At 36.7% G+C, this 14,773-nt stretch carries 12 protein-coding genes, 1 tRNA gene and 1 pseudogene; 13 read left to right on the top strand and 1 reads right to left on the bottom strand.

Features of this window, described 5'->3' with window-relative positions:
- Window positions 1-136: 136 nt before the first annotated feature.
- The 6 genes from ACTTG8_RS08200 to ACTTG8_RS08175 all read left to right on the top strand — a co-directional run bounded on the left by ACTTG8_RS08200 (window position 137) and on the right by ACTTG8_RS08175 (window position 8,474).
- Entirely contained in the window at window positions 137-1,300 is a 1,164-nt protein-coding gene (locus ACTTG8_RS08200; RefSeq protein ID WP_442561640.1) for a PucR family transcriptional regulator, read from the top strand.
- A gap of 31 nt (window positions 1,301-1,331) precedes the next feature.
- Complete coding sequence (locus ACTTG8_RS08195) at window positions 1,332-2,756, top strand: GGDEF domain-containing protein (protein ID WP_442561639.1); 1,425 nt, start codon at window positions 1,332-1,334, stop codon at window positions 2,754-2,756.
- Window positions 2,757-2,835: 79 nt separating this feature from the next.
- Entirely contained in the window at window positions 2,836-3,855 is a 1,020-nt protein-coding gene (gene pheS, locus ACTTG8_RS08190; RefSeq protein WP_442561638.1) for a phenylalanine--tRNA ligase subunit alpha, read from the top strand.
- A 104-nt stretch (window positions 3,856-3,959) separates the two neighbouring features.
- On the top strand, window positions 3,960-6,398 hold the full coding sequence (gene pheT / locus ACTTG8_RS08185) for a phenylalanine--tRNA ligase subunit beta (protein ID WP_442561637.1): 2,439 nt from the start codon (window positions 3,960-3,962) through the stop codon (window positions 6,396-6,398).
- 81 nt (window positions 6,399-6,479) lie between these two features.
- Window positions 6,480-7,991 carry a carboxypeptidase M32 gene (locus ACTTG8_RS08180; RefSeq protein ID WP_442561636.1) on the top strand — a complete coding sequence of 504 codons (1,512 nt, stop codon included), beginning with the start codon at window positions 6,480-6,482 and terminating at the stop codon, window positions 7,989-7,991.
- Window positions 7,992-8,000: 9 nt separating this feature from the next.
- On the top strand, window positions 8,001-8,474 hold the full coding sequence (locus ACTTG8_RS08175; protein WP_442561635.1) for a VanZ family protein: 474 nt from the start codon (window positions 8,001-8,003) through the stop codon (window positions 8,472-8,474).
- A gap of 47 nt (window positions 8,475-8,521) precedes the next feature.
- Here the strand turns inward: ACTTG8_RS08175 and ACTTG8_RS08170 are convergent.
- A tRNA-Arg gene (locus tag ACTTG8_RS08170) sits at window positions 8,522-8,595 on the bottom strand.
- 82 nt (window positions 8,596-8,677) lie between these two features.
- On the opposite strand from ACTTG8_RS08170, the gene ACTTG8_RS08165 reads away from it, so the two are divergent.
- The 7 genes and pseudogenes from ACTTG8_RS08165 to ACTTG8_RS08135 all read left to right on the top strand — a co-directional run.
- Entirely contained in the window at window positions 8,678-9,898 is a 1,221-nt protein-coding gene (locus tag ACTTG8_RS08165) for an EAL and HDOD domain-containing protein (RefSeq protein WP_442561634.1), read from the top strand.
- A gap of 81 nt (window positions 9,899-9,979) precedes the next feature.
- Window positions 9,980-10,660: a F0F1 ATP synthase subunit A gene (locus tag ACTTG8_RS08160; protein WP_442561633.1), complete on the top strand. Its 681-nt coding sequence runs from the start codon at window positions 9,980-9,982 to the stop codon at window positions 10,658-10,660.
- Window positions 10,661-10,692: 32 nt separating this feature from the next.
- Complete coding sequence (atpE, locus tag ACTTG8_RS08155) at window positions 10,693-10,914, top strand: ATP synthase F0 subunit C (protein ID WP_023353816.1); 222 nt, start codon at window positions 10,693-10,695, stop codon at window positions 10,912-10,914.
- 21 nt (window positions 10,915-10,935) lie between these two features.
- The gene (locus ACTTG8_RS08150; protein ID WP_442561632.1) at window positions 10,936-11,427 is read left to right on the top strand and encodes an ATP synthase F0 subunit B; all 492 of its coding nucleotides are present in this window, start codon (window positions 10,936-10,938) and stop codon (window positions 11,425-11,427) included.
- On the top strand, window positions 11,417-13,246 hold the full coding sequence (gene atpA / locus ACTTG8_RS08145; RefSeq protein WP_442561631.1) for a F0F1 ATP synthase subunit alpha: 1,830 nt from the start codon (window positions 11,417-11,419) through the stop codon (window positions 13,244-13,246). The genes ACTTG8_RS08150 and atpA overlap by 11 nt, the downstream gene beginning before the upstream one ends.
- A 2-nt stretch (window positions 13,247-13,248) precedes the next feature.
- A complete protein-coding gene (atpG, locus tag ACTTG8_RS08140; protein ID WP_442561630.1) occupies window positions 13,249-14,139 on the top strand; it encodes an ATP synthase F1 subunit gamma in 891 nt (296 codons plus the stop codon).
- A 2-nt stretch (window positions 14,140-14,141) separates the two neighbouring features.
- Window positions 14,142-14,773, top strand: a pseudogene (locus ACTTG8_RS08135) (F0F1 ATP synthase subunit beta); the annotation flags it as partial.

The raw sequence follows: 14,773 nt of genomic DNA, 5'->3' as shown, positions 1-14,773 counted from the left end.
CAATTTAATTGAATCATTTGTATATATTTAAAAACATTTATCTTTATATTATTACTTGTTATAAATGATTAATCTTGATAAACTTGAAATAAGATTATATAATGCTTTATATATGGTCTAAGACGGAGATGATTTTATGGTTGAAGAGGTATTAAAGGAGCTTGATGTTTTACAAAACTTTATAAGACTGGGAATTGAAAATAGAACCGGTGAGCCTATAATGGAATATTTGCAGAGCGTCTTGAAATGTGATTTTATTTTCTATAATTATGTCTATGACAAGAAAATTGTTATGGGATGTAAGGAGGGGATAGGTAGTTCTGAAAAATTTGAACATTATATAAGAGTTAATGATGAACTACTGGGAAAGATTGAGTTAAAAATTTCTGAAAAGGAAGTTTCGGAATTTCAAAGGAAGGCCTTGAAATATGTTTCAGATATATTTATTCTTGTTAATAAGGAAAAGCTTTCAGTGGCAAGGGTAGAAAAGGATTTGAAACAGGAACTTGTACTTGATATTTTGACCGGAAATATAAAATCACGAGAGGAGCTTTCTATAAGAAGTAAGCTTAATGGCTGGAAGATACAAGATAATATTGTAGCTGTTATTTTTGATTTGGATGGTTATAAGAAGAAAACGGTAGATTTAAAAGAATCTAGTGGGGAAATAGAGACTGTTAAGGAAAAGATGTTTAGGGATCTGAGAAATAATTTTTTAGATGCAGGAATGGTTTTTTATAACTATCAAAATAGTGACAGCATTATCTTTTTATTTGAGACAGACACCAGCTACTATGAGAGTAAAGATAGACTTATGAAAAAAGTTATGAAAGACTCAATGGCAGAGTATGGTTTTACTTATACGGTGGGGATTGGGAATGAGGTGAACAGTATTTTTGATGTTCCAATATCCTACAAAGGTGCCAAAGAAGCAGTGAAGATAGGTAGGAGTATGCTTGGACTTGGAATGGTTCATGAGTATAAAGATTTGGAACTTTTTTCGTTTTTGAATAATGCTGTCAATAAGGATATACTTGCAGGAGAGCTTATGAGTCCTCTTAGAAAGCTGATTGAGTATGATAGGGATAATGAAACTGAATATTATGCTTTTTTGAAGGAACTTATAAATGCAAGCTGGAGCCTAACAAGAGCGTCCGAAACCAATTACATACATTATAATACTGCAAAGTACAGGCTGAAGAAAACAGAGGAAATTATGGACTTAGCCGTAGACACTGCTAATAGCAGATTTAAGCTGGAGCTTGCACTTAGGCTCTATGAATTAAAAAATATGGTATAGTCTTTAAAATATTGTATTTATGGAGAGAATAATGCAAATATATGAAAAATTAAAAGAAAAATCACGAGAAAAATTAGGGTTGAGTACAATTAATTCAAAAATTGTACTGGCAGGAATTATCATTTCAATTATTGTGGTCTTTTTTGTAAGTTTCGTTGTGTCAGGGACTATAACGAACCTTGAAGAGAGGCTTATAGGAAATAGGCTTGAGGCAGATATCAATTATGTCAAGGATTTGGTATCAGGAAATGATAATGAGGCGAAGTGGAATGTCAGGGGAGATACTATATACTTCGGTGATAATGCAATTGGAGACGGAACAGCTGAAAATGCAAATTTAACACCGTTTTTGGAGCATTATGCCAAAACAGGCACAATGGCATATATATTTATGAAAGTAAGCGATGACGATCCGAAGTTCAAGGCGGCACAGGAACAGAAACTAGGATATGAGGTAGGTCATTACTATAGGGTGGCAGGCAGTACCTTGAGCGATGGTGGAAAGTCCATTTTAGGAACTTTTATGACTAAGAACGTTGCTGATGAACTTGATAGAAAAGGTGTATATTCAGGAGAAGCTAATGTTGCAGGAGGTATGATATTCTGCCTTTACAGAGTGCTTGAAGATAAGGATGGCTTTGTGGTAGGTGCTGTTGTGGTTGGCAGGAGCATCAGGGAAATGAACCATGAAATTGGTAAGGCAGTTGTTAAGGTAGCTCTATTTACTCTTTTTATTATCGGAGTAATTATAGTTATTATATTTGTTATTATTTCTCAGTTTTTAAATACAATAAATAGTATAGTTTTTTATTTAAGACAGTTAGAAGTGGGAGTCATACCTAATACAAGGTTAAATATAAGATCTATAAGCGAGGTAAACCTTGTTGTAGAAAGTATTAATAACTTAGTAGGATATCTTAGGGAAAATCTTGTATTACAAAAGAAGTCGGAAATTGATGCTTTGACAGGTCTTCCAAATAGAATGTCTTATGACGAATATTCTGTAGAACTTGAAAAATATCTTCATGCTAATCAGAAGACGCTAGGAGTTGAAATTCTGGATATAGATTATTTTAAACAGTATAATGATAACTATGGACATCAAAATGGTGATGAATGTATTAAAATGATTGCAGGAGAGTTACAAAAACTAGTTCAGGATTGTCCTAAGATTTATGCTGCAAGATATGGAGGAGATGAATTTGTAATTATATATCCGGGACTGCTTTACAGTGAAGTAGAAGGCTTTGTTAAAATGCTTAAGAAAAATGTACAGGGCAATGCAATGGAGCATAAATTTTCCAAGGCAGCAGATGTAGTTACAGTCACACAGGGAGTTTGCTTTGATATATTTTCACAAGGAAAAACTATAGCGGATTTCCTTAAGAGAGCTGATGAAGCGCTGTATGAAGAAAAGAAGATTGGAAGAAACAGTTACAGGATAATACAGATGTAGGGCTTGACTTTAAGCTTATAAAATGCCCCAGCATTATGCAGGGGCTTTTTTGTTTAATAGGGAATTTTGGAGGAAAGAGATGAAAGAGAAATTAAGAGAGATTGTAAATTCTGCATTAAAGCAGATTGAAGAAGCTGTGGATGGAGATAAGCTTAATGAGGCAAGGGTAAGTTTTCTAGGGAAAAAGGGTGAACTTACTCAGGTACTAAAAAGCCTTAAAGATGTTGCACCTGAAGACAGGCCAAAGGTAGGTCAGCTTGTAAATGAGGCAAGAGAGACTCTTGAAAAAAGGCTTGAAGAACGTAAAAAAGAGTTTGAAAAAAAGATGTTGGACTTAAAACTGGCTACAGAAACAATAGATGTAACACTTCCTGCTAAAAAGCCTATGATAGGTCATAGACATCCTAATACTATAGCACTTGATGAGGTTAAAAAGATATTTATAGGAATGGGGTACCAGGTGGTGGATGGTCCTGAGATAGAGTATGATTATTATAATTTTGAAGCACTTAATATTCCTGCAAACCATCCTGCAAAGGATGAACAGGATACATTTTACATAAATGATAAACTTCTCCTCCGTACTCAGACATCATCAGTTCAGGTACATGTAATGGAAAAGGAAAAACCTCCTATCAGAATAATTGCTCCGGGAAGAGTATTCCGTTCAGATGAGGTGGATGCAACACATTCTCCGTCTTTTCACCAGGTAGAGGGGCTTGTAATAGATAAAAATGTGACCTTTGCAGATTTGAAGGGAACTCTCGCAGAGTTTGCAAAAAGAATTTTCGGTGAAGATACAAAGGTGAAGTTTAGACCTCACCATTTCCCTTTTACAGAGCCATCGGCAGAAATGGATGTTTCTTGCTTTAAATGTAGGGGAAAGGGCTGTCGTTTCTGTAAAAACGAAGGTTGGATTGAAATTTTAGGCTGTGGTATGGTTCATCCTAATGTACTTGAAATGCGTGGAATAGATCCGAAAGAATATCAGGGTTTTGCTTTTGGCTTAGGCTTGGAGAGAATTGCCTTACTTAAATATGAGGTAGATGATATGCGCCTACTTTATGAGAATGATGTGCGTTTCTTAAGGCAGTTCTAAATTATCAACTTAAATCTTATTGTAAAATTAGGGCATTTTATAATAAAAATGACTTAATTCTACATAAGTAGAAAATGGGTTTAGCTAATTAAGAGGAGATTAAAATGAATACACCTTTATCATGGATAAAAGAAATGGTACCGGGACTTGATTGTACACCGGATGAATATATGGATGCAATGACACTTAGTGGAACTAAGGCTGAAAGTGTGGAATATTTTGATAAGAATTTAGAGAAAATTATAGTAGGAAGAATAAATAAAATAGAAAAGCACCCTGATGCGGACAAACTTGTTATCTGTCAGGTACAGATAGATGAAATGGGAAAAGAGGTACAGATAGTTACAGGAGCAAAAAATGTATTTGAAGGAGCTGTTGTGCCTGTAGTGCTTGATGGAGGAAAAGTTGCCTCAGATCATTCGGGTAATAGAGCAGAAAAGGGCTTTGAGATAAAGGCAGGCTCACTTAGAGGAGTGGAGTCTTATGGAATGATGTGCTCTATTGATGAGCTAGGAAGAGATAAGAGCTATTATCCTGAGGCGGAAGAAGAGGGGCTTTATATATTTAATAAAATAGAGGGTGGAGCAAATCTTAAACTAGGTAGTGATGCCTTAGAAATACTGGGTCTTCGTGACTGTCTTGTTGAATATGAGGTAACTAGTAATAGGGTTGACTGTTTTGGCATAGAGGGTATAGCAAGAGAGGCTGCAGCAACATTTCGTAAGGAGTTTAAGCCTGCTGTTATAAAAGAGACCGGAAATACTGAAAAGGCAGAGGATTATATTTCAGTTGAAATTAAAGACAGTACACTTTGTAAAAGATATGTTGCAAGAGTGGTTAAAAATGTAAAAATAGCTCCATCTCCACTTTGGATGCAGCGTAGACTTTCATCAGTAGGGATACGCCCTATCAATAACATGGTAGATATTACAAATTATGTAATGACAGAGATGAGCCAGCCTATGCATGCTTATGACCTTTCTACTATTGAAGACAGAAAAATTGTTGTGGAGAGAGCGGCTAAGGGGGAGAAGTTTGTTACTCTTGATGGAGAAGAAAGGGAACTTGATGATACAGTACTTCTTATAAAGGACGGTAAGAAGGCCGTAGGCATAGCAGGAATTATGGGGGGAGAGAATTCTAAGATAAATGATGAACTTGATACTGTACTTCTTGAGGCTGCCTGCTTTGATGGAACTAATATCCGTCTTTCAAGCAAAAAGGTGGGACTTAGGACTGATGCCTCAGGAAAGTTTGAAAAGGGACTCCATCCAAATACGGCTCTTCTTGCAATGAATAGAGCCTGCCAGCTTATAGAAGAAATTGGAGCAGGAGAAGTTGTTGGAGGAGTAGTGGATGTGTATCCGATAGAAGAGGGTGACCGTATAGTTGAATTTGACCTTGATGCCTGCAATAAATTGTTAGGAACAAATATAGGAAGGGAAGAGGCTGAAGAATATTTTAAAAGGCTTGAAATAAAGATAAATGATGATTGGAAGTCTGTAATAGTGCCTTATTTTAGACAGGATTTGCTCCGTAATGCAGACCTTGCTGAGGAACTTGCAAGATTTTTTGGTTATGACAAGATACCTACAACTCTGCCTAGTGGAGAATCAACAGCGGGTGGAGAGACATTTCAGATGGAAATAGAAGGAAAAGCAAGGGCACTTGCCGAGCAGTTCGGTTTCTGCGAGGGCATGACATTCTCGTTTGAAAGTCCTAAGGTATTTGATAAACTTATGCTTGTGGAAGGCTCAAAAGAGAGGGAAACAATTAAGATTATGAATCCTCTTGGTGAGGATTATTCGATAATGCGTACTCAGATTATAAATGGAATGCTTACATCCCTAGGCACTAACTCTGCAAGAAGAAATAAAAATGTAAGACTTTATGAAATATCTAATATTTATCTTGCAAAATCACTCCCACTTCAGGACTATCCTGAGGAGAAGAAACAGTTTTGCTTGGGTATGTATGGAGAAGGCGACTTCTTTGTATTAAAAGGAGTAGTTGAGGAATTCTTATATAAAGTAGGAATGAAAAAAATTCCTTCATATAAAGCGAATGCAGGAAAGACATTTCTCCATCCGGGCAGACAGGCAGAGATAATTTATAAAGGAGAAGTTATAGGTTACCTTGGAGAGGTGCATCCACTTGTACAGGAATCATATGGAATTAATGAGAGAGCCTATGTTGCAAATATAGACTTGAGTAAGATTTGTGAACAGGCAGATTTTGGTGTAAAATATGAAGGTATCGCTAAGTTCCCTGCTGTTGTAAGAGATATAAGTCTTATTATGGACAAAAAACTTACAGCAGGTGAAATAGAGGTAGTAATAAGAAATAATGGTGGCTCTATTTTAGAAAACTTGGAACTTTTTGATATTTATGAAGGTGAGAGAATAGGAGCAGATAAGAAGTCCATGGCTTATTCAATCACATTCAGGAATAAAGAAAAGACCTTAGAAGAGGCTGAGATAAATACTGTAATGGAAAGTATATTAAAAGGACTTGAGCTTATAGGTGCTGTACTTAGAAGTTGATAGCTACAATATTTTAGTTGCAAATAATCATAAAATAGTGGATAATGGTATATAGAATGTATAGTGGGGAGAGGAGATAACATGAACAACGATTTTTATGCGTTGAAACCGTATTTAGATAAGGCTGAAGCAATAGATACTTCCATCCGACTATTTGAGTGGGATACAGAAACACTTGCCCCAAAGGGAGCAGTGGAGCAGACTGCTAAGATAGTAGGAGTTTTAGCAGGAGAAGCCTATAATGCTATTATGAATGATGAAGTTAAAACTATAGTTTATAAACTTTCAGAAGAAATAAAAGCAGGTAAGGCAGATAACCTCACTGATGTAGAAAAAGGGATAATAAAACAGCTTAAGAAGAATTATGAAATTTTAGAAAAAATACCTTCAGAGGAGTATCAGGCTTATTCTGAATTACAGGCTATGGGAGGCTCAATATGGGGAGAGGCTAAAAATGCTGATGATTTCGGTAAATTTATGCCAACTCTTAAATCTCTTATAGAATACAATAGAAAATTTGCAGGATATAGGGTTAAAGAGGGGCAGAAACCATACGATGTACTGCTTAATGATTTTGAAGAAGGCTTTAATCAGGAAATATTGGATAAGTTTTTTGGACGCCTGAAAGAAGTGATAGTTCCACTTCTAAGGAGGATTAGAGAGAAACCTCAGGTTGAATTTGATTTTATTTTTAAGAACTATCCAGTGGATAAGCAGAAAGAATTTTGCAAATTTGTAGCAGAATATATCGGTTTTGATATGGAGAGGGGGGTAATAGCAGAAAGTGAACATCCATTCACCAATAATCTTCATAACAAAGATGTGAGAATTACTAATCATTTTTATGAAAATAACTTAGAGAGTGCGATATTTTCTATAATTCATGAAGCAGGTCATGGAATTTACGAGATGAATATTCCGGATGAGCTTACCCAGACCCCTGTTGGAGGAGGTTCTTCGATGGGACTTCATGAGTCGCAGTCAAGATTTTGTGAAAATATTATCGGGAGAAGTAAAGCATTTTGGGAGCCGATATATGGAAGGCTTGTGGAAACCTTCCCTGAGCAGTTAAGAGATGTGGAGCTTGACAAATTTATAACAGCTATTAACCGTACTGAGGCGGGACTTATTCGTACAGAAGCTGATGAACTTACTTACAGTCTTCATGTACTTGTAAGATATGAGGTAGAAAAGAAGATTTTTAATGAAAACTATCCTGTGGAGAAACTTCCTGAACTTTGGAACGATTTGTATGAGGAATACCTCGGAGTTCGTCCGACAAGCTATAAGGATGGTATACTTCAGGATGTACACTGGGCAAGTGGCAGTTTTGGTTATTTTTCAAGCTATGCTCTCGGTAATGCGATTGGAGCTCAGTTATATCATCAAATGAAAAAGGAAATGGATTTTGATGATTTGCTGAGAAAGGGTGAAATATCTCGAATTATAGATTGGCTTAAGGATAAAGTACATAAATATGGAAGATTAAAAAATACAAACGAAATTCTCCTTTTAGCTACCGGTGAAGAACTGAATGCAGATTATTATGTAGAATATCTCACTGAAAAGTTTACGAGGGAGTATGGACTATAAGAATACACAATGAGAAAAGATATTGATAAGAATAAAAAGCCGGCTGTCGGTTTAGTATTTTTTGTTTACCTGATGGTTCTGGGCTATCACTTATTTTTAAGTGATAGCTTGGGAAGAAGGGAAGTTACAGAAGCGTATAGGTATAATTTTGTTTTATTCAAAGAAATAAGCAGATATATAACTAATATAGAGATAATTGGATTTAAGCTTGTTTTTTTTAATCTTGCAGGTAATGTACTTGCTTTTGTGCCGTTTGGAATATTTATAAATTATTTTTTAGATAATAGAAGATATAGCTTTTTTAAGAGCATTTTTTTAGGTTTGGTGCTAACAACAGTTATTGAGGGAGTTCAGTTAATAACTAGGGTAGGAAGTTGTGATGTGGATGACATTTTTTTGAACTTCATAGGAGTTGTGATAGGTGCAGGTTTTGCAAAAGTAATTCATAGAAGGAGGAATGAGATTGAATCTGAAACGAATTGAAATTGATTTAGATAAAAGAAAAGGTACCACCGAAGTGATACCAAATATGTATGTGACAAGATTCGAACTCGCGACCTTCTGATCCGTAGTCAGACGCTCTATCCAGCTGAGCTACACATACAAATTGTCGAACGAGTAATATTGTAACACATTATTTATAAAATGTAAAGTATAAAATTCAACATTTGAAAGGAAAGATAAGTATGCTAGCAACATTGATACCTTTATTTGATAGTAAAATGGAAGTATGTGCTTATTCAGTTTTTGCAAGGAGAGAGAATTTCTTGATGAATCCATCTCTCTTAGGTACAGGAAGTTTGGATGCGGCAGCAGGGCTTTTGGGCTTAGAAGTAGTTGAAAGTATGGGTATTGGTACTCTTGCAGGAGATAAGGAGGTATTTATAGAAGTAAATAATATTTCTTTATTTTCAGACATTGAAGAGCAGTGTAGTGCGCCACCAAGTAAGGTAGTATTGCTTATTGATTATAAGATAAATACAGAGCAGATGTATCTTGATAGGATAATAGAACTTAAGAGCAAAGGATATAAGTTTGCTATCAGAAAACTGAAAATAGAGCAGTTTGAGGAGTATAAGGCAGTGCTTAATTTAATGGACTATATTCTGCTTGATCATAAAAAGATAAAAATAGATAAGGCAAAAATTTATTTTGGACAGGTATATCCTGATATTAAGCTGATTGCAGTCAATGTAGATACAAAAGAAGAGTATGAGAAACTTACAGAGAGTGGAGGATATCACCTGTTTGAAGGAGATTTCTTCAGAATGCCTGCAATTTCTAAGGCAGGAGAGATGGCTCCTCTTAAGATTACTTATATAGAGCTTTTAAACCTTGTAAATCAGCCTGATTTTGATCTTACAGAGGCGGCAGATATAATTTCAAAAGATACAGCTCTTGTAATCAATATGCTAGAGATAGTGAATAAGTTTGCAAGAAACTCAAAGATTACATCTATAAGAGCAGCTACTGCTATGCTTGGTCAGAAAGAAATAAGGAGATGGGCTAGTACAGCAGCGACTAAGTCTCTCTGTGCAGATAAGCCTAGTGAGATTATGCGTCTCTCACTTATACGTGCAAAATTTGCTGAGAATCTTGCTTATTGTTTTGAATTAGGGGCAGTTACACAAGAGCTTTTCCTTATGGGACTGTTCTCTGTACTTGACATTCTTTTAGAGAAAAATATGAAGGATGCATTGGAGTTAGTAAATATTTCTGAAGAAATAAGTTTGGCATTGCTTGAAAGAAAGGGTAGGCTAGCCCCATTACTTAACTTTATGCTCCACTATGAAAATGCGGACTGGCAGGAAGTGAGCAGGCTTATGACAGTGTTAAATATTGATGTAAAAAATATACATACTGCTTACATTGATGCGTTGATATGGTATCGTGATATGTTTCTTTAGTTAGTATTGACTATGGGAAAAATGAGGACTATAATGACCTAGGTTGTATAAATTTATATAATAATAAGGGAAGGAGAGGTAATGGGAAATTTAGCTGAACGGCTGGCAGAAGAGCTACATGTCGAAACAGTATTTGAAGTTCCGTTTTTTGGTGGAATTTCTGAATCGGTAGTAGTTACATGGATAATAATGGCAGTTTTTCTTGTTATTTCAATTTTGCTTACAAGAAATTTAAAAGTAGAAAATCCAGGTAAAAGACAGCTGGCTGTGGAATATGCAGTAACATGGCTACAGGGAGCGGTAAAAAATATTGTAGGTGAACATGGTAGTGCCTATGTGCCGTATTTGACCAGTATACTTATGTATATTGCCGTTGCCAATGTTGTTGGAATTTTAGGATTTAAGCCTCCTACAAAGGACTTAAATGTTACTATTGCACTTGCAGTATTTAGCATTATTATAATTGAATATGCAGGTATACATAAAAAAGGTGTTGGTAAATGGTTGAAAAGTTTTACAGAGCCTATGGTAGTAATCACTCCAATTAAGATACTGGAAGTTTTTACAACACCACTGTCACTGTGTATGCGACTTTTTGGAAATGTACTTGGAGCTTTTGTAGTTATGAAACTCATTGAGTTTGTACTTCCTGTAGGGCTTCCTGTTATATTTAGTTTTTATTTTGACATCTTCGATGGACTTATTCAAGCTTATGTGTTTGTGTTTCTGACCGGTTTATTTATTGGCGAGCAACTTGAATAAATCGGTTTAAAATAAAGATAAGGAGAAAGATTATGAATTTATTAGGAATTGGTGCTGGTATTGCAGTTTTAGCAGGTTTAGGTGCAGGTATTGGTATTGGTATTGCTACGGGTAAGGCAGCAGATGCTACCGCAAGACAGCCTGAGGCAGCAGAGAAGATTCGTAGTGTGCTTATTCTTGGTGCGGCTCTTGCAGAGGCAACAGCTATCTATGGTTTTGTTATTGCAGTTCTTATAATAATGATGCTTAAATAAGGTGTGTACTAAGGAGGGATAATGCTTAAAATAGGTTGGGATCTCCTCTTTACAGCGATTAATATTGTTGTTTGGTATATTATAATAAAATTATTTTTATTCAAGCCGGTCAACAATATACTTGAAAAAAGAAGAGAGACAATAAACGGTAAATTTAATGAAGCAGAGTTAGCAAAACAAGATGCTTATGCACTGAAGGCAAAGTATGAAGAGGCTGTAAGCAATGCTTCAAATGAAAGACAGAATATAATTGAAAAGGCCAGAGCAAGTGCAGATGAAGAATACAAGCGTATTTTAGAAGAGGCGGATGTGAAGGCAGGAGCAGTTATTAATAATGCTAAAGAACAAGCTAAAGAAGAGCATCAGAAGATAATAAGAGAAGCAGATATGGAAATAGCTCGCCTTGTTATGGATGCTACCACAAAGCTTATGCATGATAGCAGTAATGGAGCTAGTGACAAGCATCTTTATGATGAATTTATAACAAAAGAGGGTGAACACAGTGAGTCTTGATAATAATGGTAAAGAGTTAAAGGTGAGCCTTTTTTATGTTACACCGCCACTTGACTCCCAGCTCGACAAAATAAAAGAATTTGTCGCTTCTAAAAAGGGTGTAAATAAGGAAGAGGTTCAGATAGAACTTATTGAAAAGAAAGATTTAGTTGGAGGCTTTGTACTTCGCATAGGCACGCATGAATATGATTGGAGTACAAAAGGTAGGCTTGACCAGCTTATGTCAGAACTTCTTAATTCAGGTGATGCGTCAGAAGGAAATCCGGATGCGAACTATATAGATGATGGCTTGGATGCTGAAAGTATAGCCAAAGAGAGACTTTCTAAGTTAAGAAATAGTATAGCCGGATTTGCACCTAAAACCAAAGAGCAGGAAGTGGGGTTTGTAACAGCAACAGGAGACGGCATTGCTAGGATTCAGGGAATAGACCATGCTATGTATGGTGAGATTATTGACTTTGAATCGGGTGCCAAAGGTATGGTGCAGGACATTAAGGCTGACAGCATAGGTTGTATTCTATTTAATAAGGCTGAAACAGTTATAGAGGGAGCAAGAGTTAGCCGGACAGGTAAGAAAACCGGTGTGCCGGTAGGCGAAGGTTTCTTAGGAAGAGTTGTAGATGCACTTGGTAATCCAATAGATGGAGGCGGTGACATCATTGCCTCTGATTTTAGGCCTGTAGAGTATGAAGCACCCGGAATAGTAGAAAGAAAGTCTGTGTCTGTACCTCTTGAAACAGGAATTTTAGCTATTGACTCTATGTTTCCTATAGGAAGGGGACAGAGAGAGCTTATAATAGGTGACAGGCAGACAGGTAAGACGGCAATAGCTGTTGATACTATTATCAATCAAAAAGGCAAGGGAGTTATCTGTGTATATGTAGCTATAGGACAGAAATCTTCAACAGTTGCCAAGTTAGTTAATACCTTAGACAAAAATGGTGCGTTAGGCTATACGATAGTAGTAGCGGCTACTGCATCGGATTCTTCTGCACTTCAGTATATTGCACCTTATGCTGCAACATCTATGGCAGAATATTTTATGTATAAGGGCAAAGATGTACTGATTGTTTACGATGATTTAAGTAAGCATGCAGTAGCATATAGAGCTTTATCACTTCTTCTTGAAAGATCGCCTGGGCGTGAGGCTTATCCGGGTGATGTATTCTATCTTCACTCAAGACTTCTTGAGAGGAGTAGCCGTCTTTCAGATGAGGCGGGAGGAGGCTCGATTACAGCACTTCCTATCATAGAGACACAGGCCGGTGATGTGTCTGCTTATATTCCGACCAATGTAATTTCTATTACAGATGGACAGATATTTTTAGAGAGTAGTCTGTTCTTCTCAGGACAGCGTCCTGCTGTCAATGTAGGACTTTCGGTATCTCGTGTAGGTGGAGCAGCTCAGAGTAAGGCTATGAAGAAGGCATCAGGCTCTATAAGAATTGATCTTGCGCAGTATCGTGAAATGGAAGTGTTTACACAGTTCTCGTCTGATCTTGATCAGGTTACAAAGAATCAGCTTACTTATGGTAAGGGGCTTATGGAACTTCTAAAACAGCCACTTTGTAAACCACTTTCACTACATGAGCAGGTTATAACCTTGGTTGCGGCTACTAAAAAGGTTATGATGCTTGTGGAGAGTGATAATATTAAAGAATTCCAAATGGAAATGTTGGATTATTTTGAAACTCATCATCCTGAAATTACAAGAGAAATTGAGAATCAGAAGGTGCTTACAGAGGATCTTACAGAGAGAATCGTGGATGCAGCTACTCAGTTCCGTAATTTTTATCTTGGTGCAAAAGAAGGTAAATAAATATGGCTAATGCAAGAGAGATTAAAAACAGAATCTCAAGCGTTAAGGATACGGCAAAGATAACCAAGGCAATGTATTTAATATCATCTACAAAACTGAGAAAGGCTAAGAAGAGCCTTGAAGATACTGAGCCGTATTTTTACAATCTTCAGATGGCTATTGCAAGACTCTTAAGACACATGCCGGATATGAGACATAGTTTTCTTAGGAATCTTAATGATATAGAGCCTGAAAAGAGAAGACGGGGACTCATTATTGTAACAGCAGATAAAGGACTTGCAGGAGCGTATAACCATAATGTTATTAAAGCTACTGAAAAGTGGCTTAAAGAGCCGGGAATAAATTCTTTATTTGTTGTTGGTGAGCTTGGAAGAGGCTATTTTATGAATAAGGGAATAGACATAGATTCCCACTTTCGTTATACAACGCAGAATCCATCACTTCATAGGGCAAGAAAGATAATAGGTGCAGTTGTAGACAAGTATCAGGCCGGTGAATTGGATGAGATAACCATAGTTTATACAAGGATGGTAAACAGCATGGTTACACAGACTGAAACGGTACCACTTTTACCGCTTGATAAGAAAAAAATTATGGGTAATATTCCTGCCGGTTTTATTACACAACAGGATATTACAATGTTGCCTTCTCCAAAGGAGGTTTTAGATACTGTAATTCCTAATTATCTTGTAGGATTTGTGTATGGAGCGTTGGTAGAATCATTTTGTTCAGAACAGAATGCCAGAATGATGGCGATGCAAGCAGCAAATGACAATGCAGATGAAATAATCAAAGATTTATCAATACAATATAATCGTGTAAGGCAGGCAGCGATAACTCAGGAAATAACTGAGGTAGTTGCCGGTGCTAAAGCACAGCATTTGAGGAAATGAGAATGAAAAACGGTAAGATAATACAGGTAATGGGACCTGTTGTAGATGTCCTGTTTCCGGATGAAGATGTACCTAAGATTAAAGATGCCCTACTTGTAGACAACCATGGCAAGAAATGCCTTATGGAAGTTTCTTCACATCAGGGTGGTAACATAGTCAGATGTATCATGCTCACTGCCTCAGAAGGACTTAGTAGAGATATGGAGGTAATAGCTACAGGTGATGGAATTAAGGTGCCTGTTGGTGAGGCTACGCTTGGAAGGCTCTTCAATGTATTTGGAGATACCATAGATGGTGGTGAAAGCCTTGAAAATGAAGAGCACTGGACCATACATAGAGAACCTCCAAAGTTTTCGGATCAGAGTCCTGCAGTTGAGATACTTGAAACAGGAATTAAGGTAATTGATCTTCTGGCTCCTTATGCAAAAGGGGGTAAGATTGGTCTGTTTGGTGGTGCCGGTGTAGGTAAGACAGTGCTTATTCAGGAGCTTATAAGAAATATTGCTACCGAGCATGGCGGATACTCTATATTTACAGGTGTTGGTGAGCGTTCCAGAGAGGGTAATGACCTTTGGACTGAGATGAAGGAGTCGGGCGTTATAGCTAAGACTGCCTTAGTATTTGGACAGATGAA

Source organism: Catonella sp. (genome assembly GCF_052173895.1).
In the GTDB taxonomy this organism is placed as follows: domain Bacteria; phylum Bacillota; class Clostridia; order Lachnospirales; family Lachnospiraceae; genus Catonella.
This window is presented reverse-complemented; position numbering and strand designations above follow the sequence as displayed.

What these genes read in the sequence shown, in the direction of transcription:
- ACTTG8_RS08200 (WP_442561640.1), top strand. Translation starts at nt 137, where the DNA reads ATGGTTGAAGAGGTATTAAAGGAGCTTGATGTTTTACAAAACTTTATA.
- ACTTG8_RS08195 (WP_442561639.1), top strand. Translation starts at nt 1,332, where the DNA reads ATGCAAATATATGAAAAATTAAAAGAAAAATCACGAGAAAAATTAGGG.
- pheS (WP_442561638.1), top strand. Translation starts at nt 2,836, where the DNA reads ATGAAAGAGAAATTAAGAGAGATTGTAAATTCTGCATTAAAGCAGATT.
- pheT (WP_442561637.1), top strand. Translation starts at nt 3,960, where the DNA reads ATGAATACACCTTTATCATGGATAAAAGAAATGGTACCGGGACTTGAT.
- ACTTG8_RS08180 (WP_442561636.1), top strand. Translation starts at nt 6,480, where the DNA reads ATGAACAACGATTTTTATGCGTTGAAACCGTATTTAGATAAGGCTGAA.
- ACTTG8_RS08175 (WP_442561635.1), top strand. Translation starts at nt 8,001, where the DNA reads ATGAGAAAAGATATTGATAAGAATAAAAAGCCGGCTGTCGGTTTAGTA.
- ACTTG8_RS08165 (WP_442561634.1), top strand. Translation starts at nt 8,678, where the DNA reads ATGCTAGCAACATTGATACCTTTATTTGATAGTAAAATGGAAGTATGT.
- ACTTG8_RS08160 (WP_442561633.1), top strand. Translation starts at nt 9,980, where the DNA reads ATGGGAAATTTAGCTGAACGGCTGGCAGAAGAGCTACATGTCGAAACA.
- atpE (WP_023353816.1), top strand. Translation starts at nt 10,693, where the DNA reads ATGAATTTATTAGGAATTGGTGCTGGTATTGCAGTTTTAGCAGGTTTA.
- ACTTG8_RS08150 (WP_442561632.1), top strand. Translation starts at nt 10,936, where the DNA reads ATGCTTAAAATAGGTTGGGATCTCCTCTTTACAGCGATTAATATTGTT.
- atpG (WP_442561630.1), top strand. Translation starts at nt 13,249, where the DNA reads ATGGCTAATGCAAGAGAGATTAAAAACAGAATCTCAAGCGTTAAGGAT.